The 22288-nt window shown below is 60.6% G+C and carries 21 protein-coding genes and 6 pseudogenes; 15 read left to right on the forward strand and 12 right to left on the reverse strand.

Features of this window, described 5'->3' with window-relative positions; all coding sequences use genetic code 11:
• Window positions 1-35 precede the first annotated feature (35 nt).
• Window positions 36-1526, forward strand: coding sequence for an aldehyde dehydrogenase (locus KZH41_RS12650; RefSeq protein WP_263274919.1), 1491 nt, complete (start codon window positions 36-38; stop codon window positions 1524-1526).
• A 65-nt stretch (window positions 1527-1591) separates the two neighbouring features.
• Here KZH41_RS12650 and KZH41_RS12655 read toward each other — a convergent pair.
• Window positions 1592-1678 (reverse strand): annotated as a pseudogene (locus KZH41_RS12655) (DNA-binding response regulator); the annotation flags it as partial.
• Between the two features lie 275 nt (window positions 1679-1953).
• On the opposite strand from KZH41_RS12655, the gene KZH41_RS12660 reads away from it, so the two are divergent.
• Complete coding sequence (locus tag KZH41_RS12660) at window positions 1954-2445, forward strand: GNAT family N-acetyltransferase (protein WP_242155649.1); 492 nt, start codon at window positions 1954-1956, stop codon at window positions 2443-2445.
• Window positions 2446-2744: 299 nt separating this feature from the next.
• Here the strand turns inward: KZH41_RS12660 and KZH41_RS12665 are convergent, their stop codons facing one another.
• On the reverse strand, window positions 2745-3230 hold the full coding sequence (locus tag KZH41_RS12665; RefSeq protein WP_242155651.1) for an HIT family protein: 486 nt from the start codon (window positions 3228-3230) through the stop codon (window positions 2745-2747).
• A 140-nt stretch (window positions 3231-3370) separates the two neighbouring features.
• Here KZH41_RS12665 and KZH41_RS12670 point away from each other — a divergent pair, with 140 nt between their 5' ends.
• The gene (locus KZH41_RS12670; RefSeq protein ID WP_094953803.1) at window positions 3371-3700 is read left to right on the forward strand and encodes a DHCW motif cupin fold protein; all 330 of its coding nucleotides are present in this window, start codon (window positions 3371-3373) and stop codon (window positions 3698-3700) included.
• A 33-nt stretch (window positions 3701-3733) separates the two neighbouring features.
• On the opposite strand, the pseudogene KZH41_RS12675 reads toward KZH41_RS12670, so the two are convergent.
• The 4 genes and pseudogenes from KZH41_RS12675 to KZH41_RS12690 all read right to left on the reverse strand — a co-directional run.
• A pseudogene (locus tag KZH41_RS12675) lies at window positions 3734-3922 on the reverse strand (LysR substrate-binding domain-containing protein); the annotation flags it as partial.
• A gap of 15 nt (window positions 3923-3937) precedes the next feature.
• Window positions 3938-4282 (reverse strand): annotated as a pseudogene (locus tag KZH41_RS12680) (argininosuccinate lyase); the annotation flags it as partial.
• A gap of 64 nt (window positions 4283-4346) precedes the next feature.
• Complete coding sequence (locus KZH41_RS12685) at window positions 4347-4877, reverse strand: copper chaperone PCu(A)C (protein WP_256589328.1); 531 nt, start codon at window positions 4875-4877, stop codon at window positions 4347-4349.
• The gene (locus tag KZH41_RS12690) at window positions 4877-5485 is read right to left on the reverse strand and encodes an SCO family protein (RefSeq protein WP_053255622.1); all 609 of its coding nucleotides are present in this window, start codon (window positions 5483-5485) and stop codon (window positions 4877-4879) included. The genes KZH41_RS12685 and KZH41_RS12690 overlap by 1 nt, the downstream gene beginning before the upstream one ends.
• Before the next feature lie 180 nt (window positions 5486-5665).
• On the opposite strand from KZH41_RS12690, the gene KZH41_RS12695 reads away from it, so the two are divergent.
• The 3 genes from KZH41_RS12695 to KZH41_RS12705 all read left to right on the forward strand — a co-directional run bounded on the left by KZH41_RS12695 (window position 5666) and on the right by KZH41_RS12705 (window position 8035).
• Window positions 5666-6049 (forward strand): DUF2946 domain-containing protein, encoded by a 384-nt coding sequence (locus KZH41_RS12695; protein ID WP_263274920.1) that lies wholly within the window; start codon window positions 5666-5668, stop codon window positions 6047-6049.
• A 62-nt stretch (window positions 6050-6111) separates the two neighbouring features.
• Complete coding sequence (locus tag KZH41_RS12700) at window positions 6112-6657, forward strand: putative natural product biosynthesis protein (protein WP_094953801.1); 546 nt, start codon at window positions 6112-6114, stop codon at window positions 6655-6657.
• 196 nt (window positions 6658-6853) lie between these two features.
• Complete coding sequence (locus KZH41_RS12705; protein ID WP_242155657.1) at window positions 6854-8035, forward strand: lysozyme inhibitor LprI family protein; 1182 nt, start codon at window positions 6854-6856, stop codon at window positions 8033-8035.
• Window positions 8036-8216: 181 nt separating this feature from the next.
• On the opposite strand, the pseudogene KZH41_RS30295 reads toward KZH41_RS12705, so the two are convergent.
• Window positions 8217-8333: pseudogene (locus KZH41_RS30295) on the reverse strand (peptidase); the annotation flags it as partial.
• Window positions 8334-8444: 111 nt separating this feature from the next.
• On the opposite strand from KZH41_RS30295, the gene KZH41_RS12715 reads away from it, so the two are divergent.
• Both KZH41_RS12715 and KZH41_RS12720 read left to right on the forward strand, forming a co-directional pair.
• A complete protein-coding gene (locus tag KZH41_RS12715) occupies window positions 8445-8651 on the forward strand; it encodes a PLD nuclease N-terminal domain-containing protein (RefSeq protein WP_094953799.1) in 207 nt (68 codons plus the stop codon).
• A gap of 111 nt (window positions 8652-8762) precedes the next feature.
• Window positions 8763-10181 (forward strand): annotated as a pseudogene (locus tag KZH41_RS12720) (IS1182 family transposase).
• A gap of 129 nt (window positions 10182-10310) precedes the next feature.
• Here the strand turns inward: KZH41_RS12720 and KZH41_RS12725 are convergent.
• Entirely contained in the window at window positions 10311-10871 is a 561-nt protein-coding gene (locus KZH41_RS12725) for a type 1 glutamine amidotransferase domain-containing protein (protein WP_094950191.1), read from the reverse strand.
• Window positions 10872-11156: 285 nt separating this feature from the next.
• Between KZH41_RS12725 and KZH41_RS12730 the strand changes: the two genes are divergently transcribed.
• Together KZH41_RS12730 and KZH41_RS12735 are read left to right on the forward strand one after the other, a co-directional pair.
• Window positions 11157-11369 (forward strand): hypothetical protein, encoded by a 213-nt coding sequence (locus KZH41_RS12730; RefSeq protein ID WP_263274921.1) that lies wholly within the window; start codon window positions 11157-11159, stop codon window positions 11367-11369.
• A gap of 25 nt (window positions 11370-11394) precedes the next feature.
• Window positions 11395-11478: pseudogene (locus KZH41_RS12735) on the forward strand (DNA methylase); the annotation flags it as partial.
• A 140-nt stretch (window positions 11479-11618) separates the two neighbouring features.
• On the opposite strand, the gene KZH41_RS12740 reads toward KZH41_RS12735, so the two are convergent.
• Window positions 11619-12404, reverse strand: coding sequence for a DeoR/GlpR family DNA-binding transcription regulator (locus tag KZH41_RS12740; RefSeq protein WP_094950193.1), 786 nt, complete (start codon window positions 12402-12404; stop codon window positions 11619-11621).
• 121 nt (window positions 12405-12525) lie between these two features.
• Between KZH41_RS12740 and KZH41_RS12745 the strand changes: the two genes are divergently transcribed.
• Window positions 12526-13686, forward strand: a complete 1161-nt coding sequence (locus KZH41_RS12745; protein ID WP_094950194.1) for an alpha-hydroxy acid oxidase — start codon at window positions 12526-12528, stop codon at window positions 13684-13686.
• Between the two features lie 192 nt (window positions 13687-13878).
• Here the strand turns inward: KZH41_RS12745 and KZH41_RS12750 are convergent, their stop codons facing one another.
• Complete coding sequence (locus KZH41_RS12750; RefSeq protein WP_094950232.1) at window positions 13879-14805, reverse strand: alpha/beta hydrolase; 927 nt, start codon at window positions 14803-14805, stop codon at window positions 13879-13881.
• Between the two features lie 98 nt (window positions 14806-14903).
• Complete coding sequence (locus KZH41_RS12755; protein ID WP_094950195.1) at window positions 14904-16052, reverse strand: sensor domain-containing diguanylate cyclase; 1149 nt, start codon at window positions 16050-16052, stop codon at window positions 14904-14906.
• A gap of 116 nt (window positions 16053-16168) precedes the next feature.
• On the opposite strand from KZH41_RS12755, the gene KZH41_RS12760 reads away from it, so the two are divergent.
• On the forward strand, window positions 16169-16756 hold the full coding sequence (locus KZH41_RS12760) for an NUDIX domain-containing protein (protein WP_094950196.1): 588 nt from the start codon (window positions 16169-16171) through the stop codon (window positions 16754-16756).
• Window positions 16757-17364: 608 nt separating this feature from the next.
• Here the strand turns inward: KZH41_RS12760 and rtcR are convergent.
• Window positions 17365-18963, reverse strand: coding sequence for an RNA repair transcriptional activator RtcR (gene rtcR / locus KZH41_RS12765; protein ID WP_094950197.1), 1599 nt, complete (start codon window positions 18961-18963; stop codon window positions 17365-17367).
• Window positions 18964-19175: 212 nt separating this feature from the next.
• Between rtcR and KZH41_RS12770 the strand changes: the two genes are divergently transcribed.
• From KZH41_RS12770 to rtcA, 3 genes are read left to right on the forward strand one after another with little or no spacing between them, the layout of a single operon-like run.
• Window positions 19176-20402, forward strand: a complete 1227-nt coding sequence (locus KZH41_RS12770; protein WP_263274922.1) for an RtcB family protein — start codon at window positions 19176-19178, stop codon at window positions 20400-20402.
• A gap of 13 nt (window positions 20403-20415) precedes the next feature.
• A complete protein-coding gene (locus KZH41_RS12775) occupies window positions 20416-21204 on the forward strand; it encodes a nucleotidyltransferase domain-containing protein (protein ID WP_094950199.1) in 789 nt (262 codons plus the stop codon).
• Window positions 21205-21212: 8 nt separating this feature from the next.
• Window positions 21213-22238 carry an RNA 3'-terminal phosphate cyclase gene (gene rtcA, locus KZH41_RS12780; RefSeq protein ID WP_242155670.1) on the forward strand — a complete coding sequence of 342 codons (1026 nt, stop codon included), beginning with the start codon at window positions 21213-21215 and terminating at the stop codon, window positions 22236-22238.
• Window positions 22239-22288: the final 50 nt, after the last annotated feature.

The following is a 22288-nucleotide window of genomic DNA, read 5'->3' on the forward strand; positions in this document are numbered from 1 at the left end:
TCGCGCTATCCATCGATATTTATTGGGAGTACACCGTGTTCGACCTTAATTACTGGCAACAGCGTGTTGCCCGCCAGACCTTCATCGACACTGCCTTGATCGGTGGCCAACCCGTCAACGCGGCTGGCGGCGCGACGTTCGACGCTATCAACCCGGCCACCAATCAGCTGCTGGCGCGTGTTGCCGCCTGTGGCGAGGCCGAGGTTGACCTGGCTGTGCGCAGCGCGCGCCAGGCCTTCGACACCGGCCCTTGGCGGCGCATGCCGCCGCTGGAACGCAAGAAGGTCCTGATCAAGCTCGCCGAGTTGCTGATGACCCACCGCGAAGAGCTGGCGCTGCTTGATTCGCTGAACATGGGCAAGCCGGTGATGGATGCGTACACCATTGACGTGCCCGGCGCCGCGCATGTGTTTGCCTGGTACGGCGAAGCCCTCGACAAAATCTACGATCAGGTCGCGCCCACCGCGCGCAATGCGCTGGCGACTATCACGCGTGAAGCGTTGGGCGTAATTGCAGCCGTGGTGCCGTGGAATTTCCCACTCGACATGGCCGCCTGGAAGCTCGCACCGGCGTTGGCAGCCGGTAACAGCGTGGTGTTGAAACCCGCCGAGCAGTCGCCATTTTCTGCCCTGCGCCTGGCCCAGCTTGCCCTGGAGGCAGGTATCCCAGAGGGCGTTTTGAACGTGGTGCCAGGCCTCGGTGAACATGCCGGCAAGGCGCTGGGCCTACACCCGGACGTGGATGGCCTGGTGTTCACCGGCTCCACCCAGGTCGGCAAATACTTTATGCAGTATGCAGCTCAATCCAACTTGAAGCAGGTGTGGCTGGAGTGTGGTGGCAAGAGCCCGAACCTGGTGTTCGACGACTGCCAGGACCTGGACCTGGCGGCAGAGAAGGCCGCCTTCGGGATTTTTTTCAACCAGGGCGAGGTGTGCTCGGCCAACTCGCGGCTGTATGTGCAACGCTCCATCCATGACGAGTTCGTTGAGCGCCTGATTGCCAAGTCGCACGCCTGGATGCCGGGTGATCCGCTGAACCCCGCCAGCGCTGCCGGTGCAATTGTCGACCGTGAGCAGACCGCACGCATCATGCACGCCATCAGTCAGGCCCAGGGCGAGGGCGCCAGGCTGTTGTGCGGGGGCGAACAGGTGACCCTCAATGGTTCATCAAACTTTATCCAGCCGACCATTTTTGGCGGTGTGACCCGCGACATGCAGCTCTCGCGTGATGAAGTGTTCGGCCCGGTGCTGGCCGTTAGCGCGTTTGACACGGAAGAGCAGGCCATACAGCTGGCCAATGACAGCCTCTATGGCTTGGCGGCCTCGGTGTGGAGTGATGACCTCAACCGCGCCCATCGTGTTGCGCGGGCCTTGAATGCCGGCACTGTGTCGGTCAACACCGTCGACGCCCTGGATGTTACGGTGCCGTTCGGCGGTGGCAAGCAGTCCGGCTTCGGCCGTGATTTGTCGCTGCATTCATTCGACAAGTACACCCAGCTGAAAACCACCTGGTTCCAGTTACGCTGACTCAGGCGGCCAGCCGGTCGTGCATTCATGGGGGCACGACGACTCAGCCCTGCCAGGAAAAACGCCTAGAACTCCCCGGAGTACTTGCCCTCAGCCGCGGCCCGCGAGGGCACCCTCAAGCTGCGCAGCAGCGATGACACGTGAATGCGCACTTGAGGTGATCTTCGGAGGGTTTCATATTGCTGCAGCCGGCAGCGCCAATGATCAATGCGCCCAACAGGGTGAGGCGGGTAACGGAGGAGTGCCGTTTCATGGTGTTTCTTCCTTGGGTTTGTCATGGTTTTTTCAGCGCGCACCGCGCCCACGCGCGATAAATGCACGGTGCCAGGGGGCGTTGGAAGTGCCGCGGAATATAGCGCCGCCGGGCAAAGGGATCGATTAGCACCAGTGTGCTAATCGCACGATGAGTTCATGGACGGAGAAAGCAATGCTAGAGATCAAACGCGCCACCCCAGAGGACGCCCAGGCGGCGTTCGACATTCGCCTGTTGGCCATCCGCAGCCAATGCATCGGCGCCTACACCCGCGAACAAATGCTGCTGTGGACCCGCGGCCGCGCCGAAGACGGTTACAGCGTGCTGATGGACAAGCCGTTTTACCTGGGCTGGGTGAACAATGAACCCGTGATCACCGGGATGCTCGACCCCGACAACAACGAAGTGGGCGCGTTGTTCGTGCTACCTGAGTTTGCCGGGCGGGGGTATGGCAAGGCGATGCTTGACCATTTGGAAGGGGTTGCGCGGGAACTGGCGATTGAAGAAGTGGTGCTGGATGCGACGCTGAATGCGGCGAGCTTCTACAGAGCCTACGGTTATGTGGGCGAGGAGCAGGCGGTGTATCACTCGCCGTCGGGGCTGGAATTGGCGTGCATCCCGATGACCAAGCGACTCATTGCTAGGGATGCGATCAGCGCCAGCTAACACAGGTGCTCCCACAGGGGATCAGCTTTGTCGGTCAGGTTTCGGTTCGCAGGGCCATTGCGGCGCATGCAGATCTCCTCAGCAACACTGTTCCAATGTGGGAGCTGTCGAGCCCCAGCGAGGCTGCGAAAGCGGTGGGGCAGGCGACAACTGTGCTGACAGTGCCGCCGCCTTCGCAGCCTCGCTAAAGCTCGACAGCTCCCACAGGGGATCAGCTTTGTCGGTCAGGTTTCGGTTCGCAGGGCCATTGCGGCGCATGCAGAGCTTTTCAGCAACACTGCTCCCACAAGGGATCGGGGTCAGGCTTGAAGGGCGGTGCGCAACCGCTCGATCACCCGGCCAACCGAACCCCCTTGAACCGCCGGCGGTGTCGGGCTCTCGCTAAACTCGCGCCACACAAACAGTGTCAATTCAGCCCCATCGGTCAGCGCCTGCGCTTGTTCCGGGGCACCAAAATTTTGCAGCACGCGGTAGCGCTGATCCTGCCAAAACGCTTGCTCCACCCAGTCATACACTGGGATGAAATGAAAGTGCAGCGGGAAGCCGGGCATGTGCCCGTAGCGGCTGATATACAGCCATTTCGGCTGGAGCTGCGCCTCGATCACCCGTTGGGTTTTAGCCAGTAAGCCCCCCAGTTCCGCCAGCGCTGCGTCCGGCATGTCGGCGAGGGAATCGATGGGGGCCTTGGCGCCCAGCATCAGGTAGCCCGGCAGCTTCGACGCAAGGTGATGGTTGAGCCGCCAGTGCTCGGTCTCGTGAAGGATGAAAGCGGGGTCGATCTGCATAAGCACGCGTCCGTGAAGGCAGGGCGGGTAGGTTAACAAGCATGGGCGCCTGTATCTCACAAAAGCCGTCGATCTGTGTCTACCGCTGCGCGTTTCAGGCAGATAGGGTCGTGCCACGTTAATTGATGACCGAGCCCACCATGGAACTGACTGCTGTCCCGTTTGGCACCACCGACTGGTCCACCGTCGAACCCGAACTTCACCCGGGCGTTACCGGCAGTGCCCTGTGGCGTACTTGCCACTTCGGCACGACCCGTGTGCGCATGGTCGAGTACACCCCCGGTTACTTGGCCGATCACTGGTGCTGGCGCGGGCATGTGTTGCTGTGTCTCGAAGGGGAACTGCACACCGAATTGGAAGACGGCCGCCAGTTCACGCTGACGGCCGGGATGAGTTACCAGGTGGGCAATGACATGGAAGGCCATCGCTCATCCACCCGCAGTGGGGCGAAGCTGTTTATTGTGGATTGAGCCTTACCCTTTGCGATACACCGCCCCCAGCTCGGAGGCCGGCACCACCGAGATGCCTTCGCCGGCCACCACTAGGCTGACGTTGGTCAGCATGCGTTCCACTTCAAAGGCAATCGTGGGTTCGAAATCGGCGTTCTGGCAGGCCTTGATCAGGTTGGCGTACATGCCCGGCGCGCCGGGGTGGCGAGCCAGGATGAAGCGTTCATCCTTGAGCGCGCCGAGTGGGGTGGTGCTGTTGCGCATCAGCAAGCCCGGGTTGCGCTCTTGCGGCATGGCGCTGCTGGTGTAGGTGGCTTCTTCATCCAGTAACAACCACGGGCGGATCTGGTGATATTGGGTGTGGATGTCGCCAATCATCGCGCCCACACGAATCGCCGATGATGACGCCAGGTTGGCCGCCTCGATGGGAATGTCGTAGGTGGAGACTTGGCTCGAATCCAGCGAGTTCTCGTGCACGCCATCAAAGTCCAGCCGCTCGGCCAGGCGCTGGCAGTTCAGCGGGTAAGCTGAGTTCGCCAGCACGGCGGTGCCCATCGAGCTTTTGTTCAAGCGCGTGTACAGCTCGCGGGTGCGCTGGCCATCAGGGCAAGCCCACTCGCCACAACAACCCGCTCGCCACGGCAGCGTCCCTCACCGCCGAAGCGGTTTAGTGCATCTTGCCGTGGTCCATGCCGTTCTCGCCGTCTTGGCCGTCTTGGCCATTCTGACCATGCATGCCATGTTTGCCATCCATACCGTTCAACCCACGCGCCGGCGCTTTCACTTCAATCACCTGCTTCTCACCCTTGGCGTTCTCTACGGTCAAGGTCAAAGGCACCTGATCACCTTCCTTGATCTGCCCAGTCAGCCCCATCAGCATCACGTGATAACCGTTCGGGTCCAGCTTGACCGCTTTACCCGCAGGCAAGGCCACCGAGTCCACCGGCCCCATGCGCATCACGTCATCCTTCATGCTCATCTCATGAATCTGCGCATCCTTGGCTACCGGCGACGCTACGCTGAGCAGTTTGCTGTCGCTGTCGGCGGTGACGGTCATGAAGGCGCCGCTGGACGTTTGGCCCGCTACGGTGGCGCGTACCCACGCGTCGCTCACTTGTACCTGGGCACTGGCGTGGGCAGCGAGGCCCAGCAGCGTCAGGCCGAAAGTAAAGCGCTTGAGGTGTTGAACGGCAGTCATTAGCAGACCTCCATGACGGTGAGCAGGTCTTCTGCGCACTCTTTAGCGGTAAGGGATGCCGACAGGCCCAGGCGTAGGTTGCCACGGGTGTCGAAGACGAAACTGGTCGAGGTGTGCGACAAGGTATAGGTGTCACCGGCAGGGATCTTTTCATAAAAGATCCCGAACTCCTTGGCGGCCACGGCGATTTCTTCCGGGGTGCCGTACAGCGCTTCGAAGCTGGGGTCGAAGGCCTTCACGTACCTGTCGAGCAATTCCGGTGTGTCGCGCTCGGGGTCGAGGGTGATGAACACCACTTGCATGATCTCGCCATCGCGGCCCATCAGCTTCTTGGCTTGGGCGGCGCGGGCCAGGGTGGTTGGGCACACGGCCGGGCACTGGGTGAAACCAAAGAACACCACTGGCATCAGGCCACGGAACGAGCTCAGGGTGACGGTTTCGCCGTCGGTGTTCTTGAGCTTGAAGGTGCGGCCCATGATCTTGTCACTGAGGTCCTTGCCGTACTTGAAGTTCAGCTTGGGGCTGTAGTCACAGCCGCCCAGCAGGCTGCCCAGACCCAACAGGCCCATACCGGTCAGCACTTTGCGGCGGGTGAATAACGTACTCATTAACTGTGCATCCTGTGAAACGCCTGCATTGCTCTGGATCTACATAACAGGCTTTGAAAAGGAGTAATGATGCGGGCGCACAGTCTACCAGCCCCGGCCAGCCCACGTAATCTGCGACGTTCTGCCACAGGGGCGCGCGGTGCTTCATCCCTTTGGGGCTTCGGTGGTAGAGTCGCCGCCATGAAATTGAGCCACCCTGACCGTTCGCTGATCGCCTGGGCCCTGTACTTTTGCGTGCTGATGAACGTGTTCGCCTGTGGTTTGGGGCATGGGCAGATGATGGGCCAACAGCTCAATGGCATCGGCGGGGCCTTCTGTTCGGTGGACGGTAGCCAGGCGCCACTTTCCGACAAAGGGTTGGGAAACCCGCCTTCCAGCAACATCTCGAACTACTTTGCCTGCCCGGTGTGCTCCGCCGTGACCGTGGCCATCGTGTTCCTCATCGGCCTGGCCTGGCTGTTGAGTCTCCAGCAAACCCCGCGCCCGGCCTATGAGCGGCGCAACAAGGCGCCGCCGCGATATTCCTGGCCCTCAGCCAACCCCCGCGCTTCCCCCGCATTCTGACGTGTGCCTTGTGCTTCCTGTGATCAGGAGGCGTTCTATCGTCACGACTGTGAGTGCGTTTGATGAACCATCTATTGCCTGCAGGCGCCAGCCGCCTGGTCAGCAAGGCGTCCCGTCGCTTGCGCGCGGAACCGACACTGCCTGAATACCCCAGCAATTCCCGCTGCTTCGTGCACCTGGATGCGCGTTTGTTGCCGTATTGGCACACCTTGTTCGACATCTGCCCGGCACTGCTCAAGCTCGACCCACCCGAGGGGTTGAACCTGTTTCGCAGCTTCATGATCTGGGCCTATCACAACCAGCCACCGCAGGACTGGACGTATCACCTGAACGTCTGCCGCTGGCTGCTGGGCTCGGCGTACCGCGCGCAAATTGACGAGGAGCCCATCGAGGCCTTCATGGCGGCTGCGGCTGCGTGTTGGATAAGCACCGATGACAGCCAGGCCCAAGGGGTGGTTCTGGCCTGGCGGGGGTCAAGGATTTTTGACTGGAAAGGTGCCGCCGTTGCGGGCGCTGAACATCAAGTGTTGCCGGCGAGTGCAGGCGACTTTGCCTGGAGCCCGCTGACCCGACAGGGCGGCTTCAGCGGCTGGTTGCCGGTGCCTTGAGGTGGCGGCCAATCCATTGCGACGCTGGTCACGGTGATGTGCAGCTGAGCGTTGAAGGTTACGGCGGCCAGGTTCGCGAGCAAGGTCGGCACTTCAGGCGCGGGAGCGCTTCGATGCGACCCGGCACGAAGCTTTGTGATCGGCGTGTCAGCGCTGCACAATACGCGCCTCGAAAGGACCTCTGGCAAGGAATGTGATGGACTACTCGGTTAAATCGTTGTGCCCGCTGATGGGGATGGCCGCTGCACTGCTGTGTGCCGCAGCGCCGGCCGGGGCTGCGTCGTATGACTGCAAAAAGGCCACCACGCCTGTCGAGCAGACCCTCTGCGCCAACCCGGAGCTGAGCCGCCTCGACGGCATGCTCGGCGAGCATTACCTGAGTGCGATGGGCAAGCTCAAGGGCCCGCAACGCGACGCGCTGCGCAATGCTCAGCGAGCCTGGCTGAAAACCCGTGATGCCTGCGGCACCGACCCGGCCTGCTTGCAGCCATTGCTGAGCAAACGGTTGATTGAGGTGGGCCAACTCACCCAGCCGCACACCGCCGAGCTGGATGCGATCATCGCCAGTATTCCTGATCATCCAGCAGACGCCGCTCAGGGCTTGCGACGTTTTCCCCAGAGTGAACTGGCGGCCGCCTGGTTGGTGTACCTGCAACGCTTTGAACCGCAGAGCGGCGTCACCGCCCAAGAAGCCGAAGAAAAACGCCAGCAGGTACTCGCGGTGCTCAAGACCGACAGCTATCCATGGGAGATTTTCCAGGACCTGGACAGCGACCCGGTATTCAGCCGCGACCGCATCACCCTGACGCTGTTACGCATGATGGTCGAACGGGCACAGTACGAGGTGTTCGCCGACCAGCGTGCGTATGTGCACTGCTTCGTCTTCAGCCGTCACGGCGCAGACGCCTATGAGGCATTCGGGCCGCTGTATGGTTCGACCCGCGACAGCTTCGCGCCGTTGTGCGCGCCGCAAGGCGAGCTGTTCAAGCAAGCGCCGTGGCAGCAATTGGACGCGGGCTTTGACCCTGCTATTGCGACCGCCAGCGGCAACAGCGGCACTATTCGTTTTGCGAGCTATGCCGAGTGGCGGCGCCTGGATTTGCGTGCGACGGTATCGCCGCGCGACTTTCTCAAACCGGTGGAGGGCGCAGAAGACCCTGAACCGGCCATGCGCAGTTGGAACGATGAAAAGTCATGGCCGAGCAAATCGCGCACGCTGGCGCTGGCTGCGGTCGAACCGGCTCGGCAAGTCACCGCCGCGTGGCTGCAGAGTGAGCGTGGTTTCTCTGTGGAGGAGGCGCAGGTGGCGGCACGAGAAATCGTCCGCCAGTGGCTGGAGAAGCGCCTGGCTTTTATCGGCGAGTCAGGCGGTGAATAGGTAGCGGTTAGCTGTCGCTTCGCGGCGCCTTTTTCTTAGTCTTCTAGCTGGCAGGCTGTTTGAGTGATGAAACGCGGGTAGAGGCCTTTTCTTTTGGCGCTGTTTCAGCCTTCTTGTCGCTGTCGCACGGGCTTCTGGCGTAGGTGCCCGGAGGCAGGGCGGAGCCGGCGGCGCTGTTGCCGCTCAGCGAGTTCTTCAAGCTCGACAGGTATTCGCGCAGACGTGGGTGGCCCACCGAGCGCTGGTTGAAATTCCCGCTCATCGGGTGGATTAAAAAACGTGAGTGCGGTGAGTCTAGAAGGTCGCGCAGGATTAGCCGCAACCGTTGGGCGAGAGCGCCTGGGTGCAAATCGGATGGAACCCTGGAGCCATACGGCTGACCTAATGCATAGACCTCAGGAGGTGAACTATGCAATTGGAAACTATCTGGATCATTTTGGCCGTGATTCTGCTGATCTTGGAATTGTGGGCGATCAACGTCGTCTTGCGCAGCACCGGTGGCTGGGAGACCAAGGGGTTGTGGTTGATCATTCTGATTTTCGTGCCGCTGTTCGGGCTGATCGTGTGGGCGATGTTCGGGCCCAAACGTGAGATGGCTGATCAGCGTAAAAGCTGAACTTAAGCACCACAGTAAACAGGCGCCCTAGCAGACTGTGTGAAAACCTAGCAATCTGCGCAGCGCTCAAAGAAAATGCTCCGTATCGAAAGATACGGAGCATTTTTCGTTATGGCCTATATCCAAGGAGAGTCCCGCAGCCAGACCAGTCTGTTCCCGGTCTCGTTGGAGGAATTGATCCCCGAGGATCACCTCGTTCGCGTCATTGATCTCTATGTCGCCAGGCTGGATCTGGTGCAACTGGGCTTTGATAAAGCGTTGCCCAAAAGCACCGGCCGCCCGTCTTATGACCCCGCCGACCAGCTCAAACTCTACCTTTATGGCTATTTCCAGCGGATTCGCTCATCGCGGCGGCTTGAAGCCGAATGCCAGCGCAACATCGAAGTGATGTGGCTGATCAATCGGCTCAAACCTGACTTCAAGACCATCGCCGACTTTCGCAAAAACAACAAACTCGCCTTTGTGGCGACGTGCCGTGCCTTTGTTCGGTTTTGCCGCACAGCCGGTCTGATCGCCGGTGAGTTGGTGGCCATCGACGGCAGCAAATTTCAGGCGGTGGCGTCCTCGCGGCGTCATATGAATTTGAAGCAGCTCAAACGTCAGGAAGAGAAACTGGATAAGCGCATCGCTCAGTATCTGGCCGAGCTGGATGAGGCCGACAAGGCCGAAACCACAGAGGCGATTGATCGCAGCGCAATCAAAACAGCACTGGCGCAGCTTGAAGTCCGGCAGCAGGATAATCAGAGCTGCCAAGCGCTAATGAACTCGATGGGCCTGGAGCAATTCAACACCCAAGAAAGCGATGCCTGAATGATGCGCACGCCCAAAGGGCCGCGGGTGGCTTACAACGTACAAACCGCCGTGGACGCCGCACATTGCCTGATCCTGCACCATGAAGTGACCCAGGATGGCGATGACCGCAAGCAACTCGAGCCAATGGCCAAGTCCTCAAAAGAACATCTGGAACAAGATGCCCTGAGCGTGACAGCCGATGCTGGCTACTCCAACGGCCAGCAGTTTCAGGCCTGCGAGGAGGCTGGGATTACCGTGTACGTGCCGCCCAATCGCTCGGTCAACCCAGGCGGTGAGGAGCTTTTTGAGCGCAAAGATTTTATCTACGAAGCCGAACACGATCGTTATCAGTGCCCGGCGGGCAAGTGGCTGACGCTCAAGCAGCGCAACAAGGGAGATCGAATCTATCAGGGCGATGTCAGTGACTGCGCTGCCTGCCCGCTCAAATCCCAGTGCACTGGCGCCCAACGTCGCTATGTCTCACGCCATGCCCATGAGGAAGCCTTTGAGCGAATGGAGCAGCGAATGCTGGCGCATCCGCAGATGATGGCCAACCGAAGATCCATCGTTGAGCACCCTTTCGGAAACCTCAAGCAATGGCTATTTGGGAATGGTCGTTTCCTGTTGCGCCAGTTGGAGGGCGCAAAAGCAGAAATGGCCTTGGCGGTGAACGCTTATAACCTTAAGCGAGCGATTAGCGTGCTCGGAGCCCGCCAGTTGATGGAGCTGATGGGCTGAAAGGCCTTTTTTCATCTATTGCTCGCACAAAAACAAACGCCCCGAACAAGTCGGGGCGTTTGTTGAGCTGGCCTTCAGTGCGTTTTCACACAGTCTGCGAGGGCGCCTGTTTTGCTTTAAACGGCTGGTTTAACCCGCAACCGCCTTGGCAATCGCCTCGTTGAACGCCGGCAGGTCATCCGGCGTACGCGAGGTGATCAAGGTCCAACCATTGGCCGGGCATTGCTTGACCTCGACGTCCACCCAAGCGGCAGCGCCGGCGTTTTGCAGGTCGATGCGCACGCTTTTGTAGGAGGTCAGGGTCTTGCCCTTGATCACGCCTGCATCGATCAGCGCCCACGGCCCGTGGCAGATCGCCGCGACGGTTTTACCGGCCTTGACGAAATCGTTGATCAGGCGCAACGCCGCCGCATCCTGGCGCAACGTGTCGGCGTTGACGGTGCCGCCTGGGATCACCAGGGCATCGAAGTCGCTGCTCACCACCGCCGACAATTGCACGTCGGACTCCACGGTTTTGTCCTTCTCGGTGTCGCCAACAAAGGTCTGGGTAGTGCCGCCCTTGCTGGACGCGTGAGTCACCGTGGCGCCATAACCGCGCAGCGCTTGCAGGGGTTTGAGCAGCTCATCGCGCTCAATACCGGTGTTAGAGGTGATGATGAGGATGTGCTTGCCGTTGAGTTGCGAACTCATGGTCGAGTGTCTCCTGGGTCAGGGATGATTAGTGGGCGTGTCTGGCTTGCAGCTCAGTATTTTTTTCATCAGCAGAGTAGTTATGTGGATCTCCTTGAAATCCACGGTGGCGTGATGCCGTACCTGACTGTTGAGCGGGGCCCTGGGCAAAAGGTTTAAATTAATGCGCGTTTTTTTCTCCGGTGGTGCAGCGCGGTAAATTCCTTGAACTATCGAAATTCGGTGGGCTCTGCTGAATATGGGCCCGCTATTTTTTGCGGGCCTTCAACTGCTTGGAGAAAGACTGTGACTGCCGATAAAACCCCAGCCCCCATCAGCTCCGAAGACGCCCAGAAAGGCACTGAAAAACCCGCCAAGGGCCAGACCCTGGAACGTCCGAACCCGAAGACTGAAACCGTTGACAAGGTGCTGACGCCCACCTCGATCAAGGACATCGAACGCCAGACCGACGCCATCAACGAGCAGGCCGCCAAAGCTGAGCGCAAGCTGGGCCACTGAGCATGGCCAGGTCGATTACTTGAGTGTGGAGCAGCAGGGCCGCGACACCGCGCGCAAGTTGCAGCACTGCACCGCCAGGGAACTGGTTTCAATGCTTGGGCGCGCGCATGTGGGAGCTGTCGAGCTTTAGCGAGGCTGCGATGCAGGCGCTACGGTCTTGCAGGTAGAACGCGGTGATCCCATCGCAGCCTCGCTAACGCTCGACAGCTCCCACATTCAACCTGCTTTGCTTGGACGTTCGTTTTTCACCTACTCGACCTCAACCCGCAGCACTTCCAAACCTAACTGCTCATACGCCTCGACACCCTGCACATGCCACTCGGTGATCAGCGTATGGATGCGGTTGCACGGCCCCACCACAAATGGTTCTACGGCGCCAAGCTTGTCTGCCATGGTCACGGCCACCACGTGCGATGCACTGTCGAGCAGCGCTTGCTTGACCGCCACTTCATCGAAATGCAGCGAGCTGATGCCCACCTGCGGGTGCAGCGCGCACACGCCGGTAAACAGCAGGTCGGCCTTGATGCTCTGGATCAGGCGCACGGTTTCGTGGCCGCTGGTGGACAAGGTGGCGGGGTTGAGTTGGCCGCCGGTCAAAATCACTTTCACGTCGGGATGGTCGGCCAGGGCAATGGCAATCATCGGCGACGGCGTGACCACGGTCAGGCGGATCGAGCGCGGCAAGGATTGGGCAATCTGCAGCGTAGTGGAGCCGGAATCGAACAGTACGATCTGGCCATCTTCAACGCGATCCGCCGCCAGTTGCGCGAGGTGGCGCTTGACCTCATTGGTCTCGCCGACGCGGGTGAAGAAGTCTTTGCCGGTGTCTTTGGGCCGGGGCAGGGCGCCGCCGTGCACGCGTTGCAACAGGCCGGCGGCGGCGAGTTCACCGAGGTCGCGGCGGATGGTGTCCTGGGACACCGCAAAGTGTTCCACCAATTCTGAGGCGGTGACTTTGCCGTCGCGCTCCAGCAGCAACAGGATTTTCTGTTTGCGCAACGAAGGTAGGTCGATGGCTTGATGAGTGCTGTGCATGTTTGTGCATCTTTCTGCGGTGTTATGCGAGATTAAGCTTGCCTCGATATAAACGCAATGACTGGTTGCGCCGCCGATGGGCGGTTACTCTCTGGGCTCAGTTCAGGGAGAGGTGACCTAGATGCCGTTGATCACAACCATCGAAGACTTACGCAAGCTGGCGCAAAAACGTGTCCCACGGATGTTCTACGACTACGCCGATTCCGGCTCCTGGACTGAAAGCACCTACCGGGCGAATGAAAGTGATTTTGCCCGCATCCAATTCCGCCAGCGCGTGGCGCGCAATATCGATCAGCGTTCGATCCGCGCCAGCATGATTGGCCAGGACATGGCCATGCCCGTGGCACTGGCACCGACGGGGCTTGCGGGCATGCAGCATGCCGATGGCGAGATCCTCACCGCCCGCGCCGCCGCCGCGTTCGGCCTGCGTTACACCTTGTCGACCATGAGCATCTGCTCCCTGGAAGATATCGCCGAACACGTCGGCCAGCCGTTCTGGTTCCAGCTGTATGTGATGCGCGACCGTGCGTTTATCGAGCAGTTGATCGAGCGCGCCAAGGCCGCCGGGGTTGATGCGCTGGTGCTGACCCTCGATTTGCAGATCCTCGGGCAACGCCACAAGGACTTGATCAACGGCCTGTCGGCGCCGCCGAAACTGACCTTGCCGAATATCCTCAACATGGCAACCAAGCCGCGCTGGGTAATGGGCATGCTCGGCACTAAGCGCCGGGGTTTCGGCAATATCGTTGGGCATGTAAAAGGTGTGGCGGACATGAGTTCGCTGTCGTCGTGGACCGCGCAGCAGTTCGACCCGCGTCTGAGCTGGGACGATGTGGAGTGGATCAAGAAATGCTGGGGCGGCAAGCTGATCATCAAGGGCATCCTTGATGTGGAAGATGCGCGCCTGGCGGCCAACTCCGGTGCAGACGCGCTGGTGGTGAGCAACCACGGCGGCCGCCAGTTGGATGGCGCACCGTCGAGCATCAGCCAACTGCCGGCGATTGTTGAGGCGGTAGGCACGCAAATTGAAGTGTGGCTCGACGGCGGCATTCGCTCCGGCCAGGACGTGCTCAAGGCGATGGCGTTGGGCGCCAAAGGCACCATGATCGGCCGCCCGCACTTGTATGGTTTAGGCGCCATGGGCGAAGCGGGCGTGACCAAGGCCCTTGACATCATCGCCCGGGAGTTGGATGTGTCGATGGCGCTGTGTGGCTATAACGATATACGCGATGTGAGTCGCGAGATTTTGCTGCCTGGAACGTTTCCCACAGGCGTTTGCTGAGCAAAAAAATCGTAAAAAAGTAAAAAGAGTTGTCCACGAAAACCGTGGGTATCTCTGTGGATAACTTTGCGAAGGCCCGGCAGGGTTGGCGATTTAGCCCTCGGTCAATATTTGATCAACTTTCAACGCGGGCCAGTATGGGCAGGGTTTGCGCTTGACAGCCAAGTGCGAACCCAGTGCCGAAAAGTATGTTTATGAGTCGCTATCACGGCCTGTGGAGTGCGTGACCACCTGCGCCGGTGCTTTTGCGCGCATGAGGTTTTCCAGCGCCTGGCCATAACTGCGTCCGGCCAGGCTCATGCTGTTGTTGTGTGTGGCGCCCGGCACCAGCAACAGCCGCTTGGGCTCCTGGGCGGCATCAAACAATTGCTGGCTGAAACGCGGTGGCACGTACTGGTCGGCCAGGCCGTGGACCACCAGCAGCGGCATGTGCACGTTGGCCATTTTGTCGATGGAGTCAAACTTCTGCGACAGCAGCCAGCGCACCGGCAACGAGGTATTGGCGACGGCGGCGGCCGCGTCCCCCAGCGAGGTGAAGGTGGATTCGATCACCAGCCCGCGCACGGGCAGCGGTGTCTGCTTACTCAATTCGGCCGCCAGGTCGATGGCCACCGCGCCACCCAGGGAGTGCCCGTAGATCAGGCGTTTGGCTGGGTCGGGTTGCAGCACTTGGAAGCGTTCCCAGGCGATGCGGGCGTCTTCATACACACTGGTTTCCGACGGCAAATCGCCGTGGCTTTGGCCGAAACCACGGTAGTCGATGGCCAGCACCGAGAAGCCCAGCGCGTGCAGTTGCTCGATGCGAAACAGCTGCCCGGTGAGGTTCCAGCGCACGCCGTGCAGGTAGAGAATGGCCGGCGCGTCCTTGTTGTCGGCCGGGTACCACCAGCCGTGAAGGTTTTGCCCCGGTTTGAAACTGGCGGGCTTGATATCGAATTCCTGCACCGCCTTAGGCAAGCCGGTGTACCAGCCGGCCGTGCCCGGCTCGATACGGAACACCAGCTCGCGCTCTTTGTGTTGCAGCACGGCGCAGCCCACCGGCAAACCGATGATCAGGATGGCCATGCACAGCAGGGGAAACCAGCGCAGGCCCAGGCGAGCGATAAAACGAGATGACATGAAGGTACCCATATAAAGGCGAAGCACGGGTTTTACCAGATGGCTTATGCAGGCAGGAATTAATTCGACAGCCGCGCATGGGGTTTGCTTGCAAAGTGTTACAGCGCGGCGGCCACCTGCACCCGATTGCGCCCTCGTGCCTTGGCCAGGTACAGCGCCTGGTCGGCCTGCGAGAGCAATTGAGAGAGGTCGCCGCCCGCCTGGGAGGTGACGATGCCAATGCTCACGCCCAAGTAGCCGGGGGCCAACAGGTCCAACTGCGCGAACGTCTGGCGAATACGCTCGGCCACTTCAAACGCGCCGGCGGCATCGCTGTCGGCGAGCAGGCAGGCGAACTCTTCGCCACCGATGCGTGCGAACACGTCGGTGGACCGCAATGTCGCTTCAGCCACCCGGCTGAACGCGATCAAGGCCTGGTCGCCCATGGGGTGGCCGAAGTTGTCATTCAGGCGCTTGAAGTGGTCCAGGTCGCACAGCAGCAGGGCTGCGCCCTGGTTACGCCGAGCGCTGTCGGCCAACAGTTGCTCACCTTTGAGCATAAAGGCGCGGCGGTTGCCGATGCCGGTCAACGCATCACTGAAGGCGGCGGCTTTGAAGCGCAGTTCGGCGCGCTCCTTGACCATCGCCAGGGTGACGTAGGCAATGCCGATGGCGTACAGCATGGATTCAAACAGCATGAACGAGAAAAACGGCACGCCTTCGCTGCCCGAGGCCTGCGCGCTCTTGATCGGCAGGCCGGGGTCGGTAAAGGCACGAATGCCATAGAAACCGGTGTGCCACAGGGTCAGCACCAGGGCGGGGGCGTAGGCGACTTCCAGGCTGGCGCGCCGGCGCCATAGTTCCAGCGCCGACAACACGCCATACCCGGCCGCCAACAGCGAATACAGCGTGACCCGCGCCGACAGCGAGGCGTAGAACGGCGGCACCAGGCACATCAACAACCACAGCCCGGCACCGGCAAAGATCCCCGGCACATTGGGTTTGCGCTGCACAAAAGCGCGCATGGCGGTCCAGTTCATGGCGGCGCTGAGCAGCAGCACCACGTTGCCGATGATCAGCGCGACAAAGTCCATGCCCATACCGCGTACCACAATCAGCCCGGTGCCCAGGGAGGCGAGCAACAGCATGATGCCCAGATAGCCTAGGGTCGGTTCGCGGCCACGGCTCCAGGCATGCGCCGTCAGTAGGCCCATCAGGCAGAACACGAACACGGCCACTATCAATAGCGTCGGGATGTGCAGCATCATTTCCTTGAACCCGCAGGGAGATCCTTCTTGGGGCGCGATTGTAGCCGCAAGTGATGCGCTTGACGCTGGTATTGACGGCGCGAGATGCTCCTGCACATTTGCGCAGAGGCCTGAGCATGGACAACAGCCCCATTCGAATCACCGCTGAGGAAACCCTCTCGGACAGTTGGTACCTTCTGAAAAAGTACAGCTTCGACTTGCGCAGGCAGGACGGCAGTTGGCAAGCCCAGACGCGCGAGGTGTATGACCGGGGCAACGGTGCGACCATCCTGTTGTACAACCGTGCGCAGCGCACGGTGCTGCTGATTCGCCAGTTTCGTATGCCCACCTTCGTCAACGATTACCCGGGTTACTTGATCGAAGCCGCTGCCGGTTTGTTGGACAATGCCAGCCCTGAGGAACGTATTCGCCTGGAAGCTGAGGAAGAGACCGGGTACCGCGTTGGTTATGTGGAGAAAATCTATGCGGCGTTCATGAGCCCGGGGTCGGTGACTGAGCGGATTCACTTCTTTATCGGTGAGTATCAGGCGGAGGATCGGGTCGGTACGGGGGGTGGCTTGGAGGAAGAGGGCGAGGATATCGAAGTGCTGGAGCTGGGCTTTGAGCAGGCGCTGGCGATGGTGCAGAGCGGTGAGATTGTGGATGGTAAGACCATCATGCTGTTGCAGCACCTGGAGTTGCGTATGTTGAAAGAGGGGTGGTGAGGGGGGCACTTTTGGCAAACGCCCGGAATGCCGGCCCAGCTAAAAGTAACCAAAAGGTCTTTGCCCCACCACTCGGTGCCTCGCCTGTGTTCGGCCATCGTGGTTAACGGGGCCTGTCAGATCAAAAGCAGTGAGTGGTTGAAGCAAAAGCACGGCAGAAGCAGAACACCACCACATCCACCTGATGTACTGAGATCTAAATGTGGGAGCTGGCTTGCCGGATCGCCGCACCTGATGCCATTGCAGGCAAGCCAGCTCCCACATTTGATTGAGTACAGTTTCAGAGATCAGGTCGGCTGTCAGGCCGCCTTGGCTTCGCTTTTGATCTAACCACTCAGGTCGGCTACTAGGCCGCCGTGCTCTTGCTTTTGATCTTGATCTGTTTTTGATCTTGATCTTGGGCGCCCCGTTAAACCACGCTGCCCACGGTCCAAAGCCTGCGTGAGGGCACACCGAAGCGTGAGCGAGGTGCCGAGTGGTGGGGCAAGAGCGTTTTGCTTACTTTTGCGCTGTTCAAAAGTGAGCCGCCGTAAGGGCAGAACCCATATCCGCCATCACCCAAATAACGGATATGCCCTCAACTCCCCCCCAAAAAAAAACAACCCGCTTTACTTGAGCGCCGCCAACTGTTTCCAATCAATCGCAAACCGCGCCAGGTACTTGCGTAACCGATCCGCGTCATTCGGTTGTACCTTGGCCTGGCGCGACACGCCGAACAATCGCCGGCCAGCATCCGACAGGCTGTCTGCCTGCAAGCACACCTCAATCACCGCCTTCAGTTGCAGCTGGTCAAACAGATCCAGATCCGCAGGCAGCAAGGCTTGCCACTCAGCCTGCGGCGCAGATAAGCCCCAGGCGTAGCGCAAACGTTGGATTTCTTCTTCAGCCTGGGCCTCATCAATACGCCCGCTGTCCGCCAGCGTTGCCATACGCGTGATCGAAGCAGACAACTCACGAAAGTTGCCCAGCCACGCCGCTTCGCTGGAGCAGGCGAACGCCAGGTAACGACGCCGCGCCTCCAGATTGAAGCGCACGTGGCGGCCTTGCTCGCGGGCGTGCCGTTCCAGTTCGAAATCGATATTGGGCTCGATGTCTTCACGCCGGCCCGCAAGGCCGGGCAGGTCAAAGGTCCACAAGTTGATACGCGCATACAGGTCTTCGCGAAACAGCCCCTGGGCCACGCGCCCGCGCAGGTCACGGTGGGTGCCGGCGATGATCAGGAAGTCGCTGGCCACTTCCTGGTCGGCGCCCAGTGGGTAGAAGCGTTTTTCTTCGACGGCCTTGAGCAGCATCGCCTGCTCATCCAGCCCCAGTTCGCCGATTTCATCGAGAAACAGCATGCCGCCATCCGCCGCGCGCAGCAGGCCGTCACGGGCATTTTGCGCGCCGGTGAAGGCGCCTTTGATGTGGCCGAACAGCGCCGACATCGCACCATCGCCGCGCAGGGTGGCGCAGTTCACTTCCACAAAACGCCCCTGGATTTGGTGGCGGCTGCGCTTGAGTTCGTAGATGCGCCGGGCGAGGAATGACTTGCCGGCACCGGTGGGGCCGATCAGCAGCATCGGCGCCTTGGAGCGCACGGCCACGCGCTCGATTTGCTCGATGGAGCCGTTGAAAGCGCTATTGCGTGTGGCAATCCCCGACTTGAGAAACGCCAGGCCTTCTAAACGTTTTTCGGCAAAGCGCGAGGCGATGCGGTCGTAGCGCGACAGGTCGAGGTCGATCAGCGTGTGGGTGCCAGTGGCGGGCGCGCTGTCGTCACTGCGGCGTGCCGGTGCGGTCTGGATCAGGCGTGCCGGGAGGTTGCGCGCCTCGGTCAGCAGGAACCAGCAAATCTGCGCCACGTGGGTGCCGGTGGTGATGTGGACGAGGTAGTCCTCGTGTTCGGTATTGAAGGCATAGTCTGTGGTGAAATCGTGCAGCGCGGCGTAGACCTCTTCGAAGTCCCAGGGGTTTTGCAGTGGCATCGCGTGCAGGCGCACCTCGGTGTGCGGTGATATCTGCAGGATGTCGGCGCGCACCCGTTCGGCGAGGCTCACGTCGCGCGCGTCGACGTCGTGGATCAGCTCCAGGCGATCAATCAGCACATCGGCTTGCTGGCACAGGCCGACACTGGGGCGCCAGTAGTTCCAGCGGTTGGCGCCCTTGCCGACGCGATCCAGCTTGGACCCGATAAACCCGATGGCGACGGTGCGTTTGCGCTTCATGACTAGACCAAAAGATAAGTGACGATAAGCTAGGATATAAATTAGCCATTGAACTTGTCATCGCTTTTCATTATTTAAATCTGAGTGTTTGTAAATAACTATATAAAACAATGAGATAAGAATTTTAATTGAGTTGGTGAAAAAGCTGGCACGCCCGCTGCTATAGCTCAATCAACGCCGCAGTGACGGCTTTCAAAAAAAGAATCGAGATCATGCAAGAGAAGACCTACCAACTGCTGGAAGTGGCCAACGGCAAGCCGATCAAACTGTGGACCCAGGGCGTGCCCGTGGAACCTGAAGCCCGCCAGCAACTGATGAACACCGCCAAGATGCCGTTTATCTTCAAGCACCTCGCGGTGATGCCGGATGTGCACCTGGGCAAGGGTTCGACCATCGGCAGTGTGATCCCGACGGTGGGCGCAATTATCCCAGCGGCGGTGGGCGTGGACATCGGCTGCGGCATGATCGCGGCGCGCACCACGCTGACCGCCAGCGACTTGCCGGACAATCTCCACGGGCTGCGCTGCGCCATCGAAGCCGCCGTGCCCCATGGCCGCACCCGCAGCCGTAAAGGTCGCGACAAAGGGGCGTGGGAAGACGTGCCGGCCCAGGCCGATCAGGTATGGGCGGCGCTGCACCCGCGCTTCAAGGCGATCACCGACAAGTACCCACAGTTGGAGCGCAGCAACAACCGCCAGCATTTGGGCACGCTCGGCACGGGTAACCACCTTGTCGAGGTGTGCCTGGATGAAGCCAACCGGGTCTGGTTCATGTTGCACAGCGGCTCGCGTGGCGTGGGTAACGCCATCGGCAACCTGTTTATCCAGCTGGCCCAGGCGGACATGCGCCAGCACCTGGCCAACTTGCCGGACCGCGACTTGGCCTATTTCGAAGAAGGCAGCCAGCACTTCGATGACTACGTGCAAGCCGTGGGCTGGGCCCAGGACTTTGCCCGGCAGAACCGCGAGTTGATGATGCGCGCGGTGGTCCAGGCCACACGCCAGGTGATCAGCAAGCCGTTTGAGGTGGCGTTGGAAGCGGTGAACTGCCATCACAACTACGTGCAAAAAGAGCGGCACTTTGGTGAGGATGTGCTGGTGACGCGCAAGGGCGCGGTGTCGGCGAAGAAGGGCGAGCTGGGGATTATTCCGGGCTCCATGGGCGCGAAAAGTTTCATCGTGCGCGGCCTGGGCAACGAAGAGTCGTTTTGCTCGTGCAGCCACGGCGCCGGCCGCACCATGAGCCGCACCAGGGCAAAAAACACCTTCACGGTGGCCGACCAGATCCGTGCGACGGCCCACGTGGAATGCCGCAAGGATGCCGATGTGATCGATGAAATTCCGATGGCCTACAAGGACATCGACGCCGTCATGCACGCCCAGCGCGAGCTGGTGGAAGTGCTGCACACCTTGCGTCAGGTGGTGTGCGTAAAAGGTTAACAGGGGAAAAACCATGGAAAAGGAAAAACACCACCCATTGAGCGACGCCATGCGTGCGCGGGTGCTGGATGAGTTGGAGCGCATAGAGCGCGAGCGCAACGTGACCGTGTTGTATGCCTGTGAGTCGGGCAGTCGCGCCTGGGGTTTTGCCTCTACCGACAGCGACTACGACGTGCGCTTTGTCTACGTGGAAAAGCCCGATTGGTTTATGCAGGTGGATACGCCACGGGACGTGATCGAACGCCCGCTGGATGATGAGTTGGATGTCAGCGGTTGGGAGCTGCGCAAGACCCTTGGCCTGTTGCGCAAGTCCAACCCTACATTGCTGGAGTGGCTGGATTCGCCGCTGGTGTATCGCCAGGAAACGCAGGCGACAGAGCAACTGCGGGCCTTGGCCGAGGCGTTCTACAGCCCGCCGGCGGCGCGTAATCACTATTTGTCGATGGCCAAGAAGAATTTTCGCGGTTACCTGCAAGGCGACGAGGTGCGGTTCAAGAAGTACTTCTACGTGCTTCGGCCATTGCTGGCGGTGCGCTGGATCGACCTGGGCCTGGGGCGGCCGCCGATGACCTTCGCCGACCTGCTTGGCACGGTGGATGATCCGCAACTGCTCGACGAAGTGGCAACGCTGCTCGCCCTCAAGCGCAATGCCGGGGAAGCCGCTTATGGCCCACGGCGCCCAGCGCTGCATGAATTTATCCTGCGCGAACTGGAACGCAGCGTGCCGGTATTGCCACGCACGCAAGAAGACTCACAACGGCTGGACCAGTACCTGCGGGACACCGTCAAACGCTACGCATAAGGATGAACATGAAACAGGAGGTGATTGAACTCGACGGCGCCATCGGCGGTGGCCAGGTGTTGCGCAGTGGCTTGAGCCTGTCGATGGTGACTGGGCTGACGTTGCGCATCAAAAATATCCGCGCCAAACGCAGCCGGCCCGGCTTGATGCGCCAACACCTGACGGCTGTGCTGGCCGCCGCGCAAGTCTGTGGCGCCAAGGTTCAAGGCGCTGAACTGGGGTCGCAGACCCTGCTGTTCGAGCCCGGGCCGATTCAAGGCGGCGAGTACCGCTTTGCCATTGGCACGGCCGGTAGCTGCACCCTGGTGTTGCAGACGTTGTTACCGGCGCTGTTGCGCGCACCGAACGCCAGCCGCGTGACGATCAGCGGCGGCACCCATAACCCGCTGGCGCCGCCGGTGGACTTTTTGCAGCGGGCCTGGCTGCCACTGTTGCAGCGCATGGGCGCGCGTGTTGAATTGACCCTCAATCGCCATGGTTTCGTCCCGGCTGGCGGCGGTGAGATTGAGGCGTTTATCCAGCCATCGCAACTGCTGCCGTTGCAGCTGATGCAGCGCGGCAAGCTGCTGGAGGCCCGCGCCACCACGCTGAATGCCGGGCTGCCCGCTCAGGTGAGCGAGCGTGAGTTCAAGCGCGTTCGCCAGCGCCTGGGCTTCGGCGAAGCCCAGCTATTTCCAATAGAGATCGACCCGCAACAGGGGCCGGGCAATGTGCTGATGCTGGAATACGTCCACGCGCACGTCACCGAGGTGTTCAGCGCATTTGGCATGGCCGCTGTGCGTGCCGAAACCGTGGCTGACGAGGCCATTGACCAGGCGATGGAATGGCAGGGCACCGACACAGCGGTGGGTGAACACCTGGCGGATCAGTTGCTGCTGCCGATGGCGTTGGCGGGCGGCGGCCGCTTCACCACGCCGCACATGAGCGAGCATTTGCACAGCAACATGACGGTGATCCAGCGCTTCTTGCCGGTGGTGATTGAGAGCCATGTGCGCGAAGAGGGCGGGTTGCTGGTCGAGTGCCGGGCGCGTTAGAGATGCTCCGACGTCACGTTCTGCGGCGGGATAGGCACCCGGTGCCGCAG

The sequence above is a fragment of the Pseudomonas sp. YeP6b genome (assembly GCF_025642995.1).
GTDB lineage: Bacteria > Pseudomonadota > Gammaproteobacteria > Pseudomonadales > Pseudomonadaceae > Aquipseudomonas.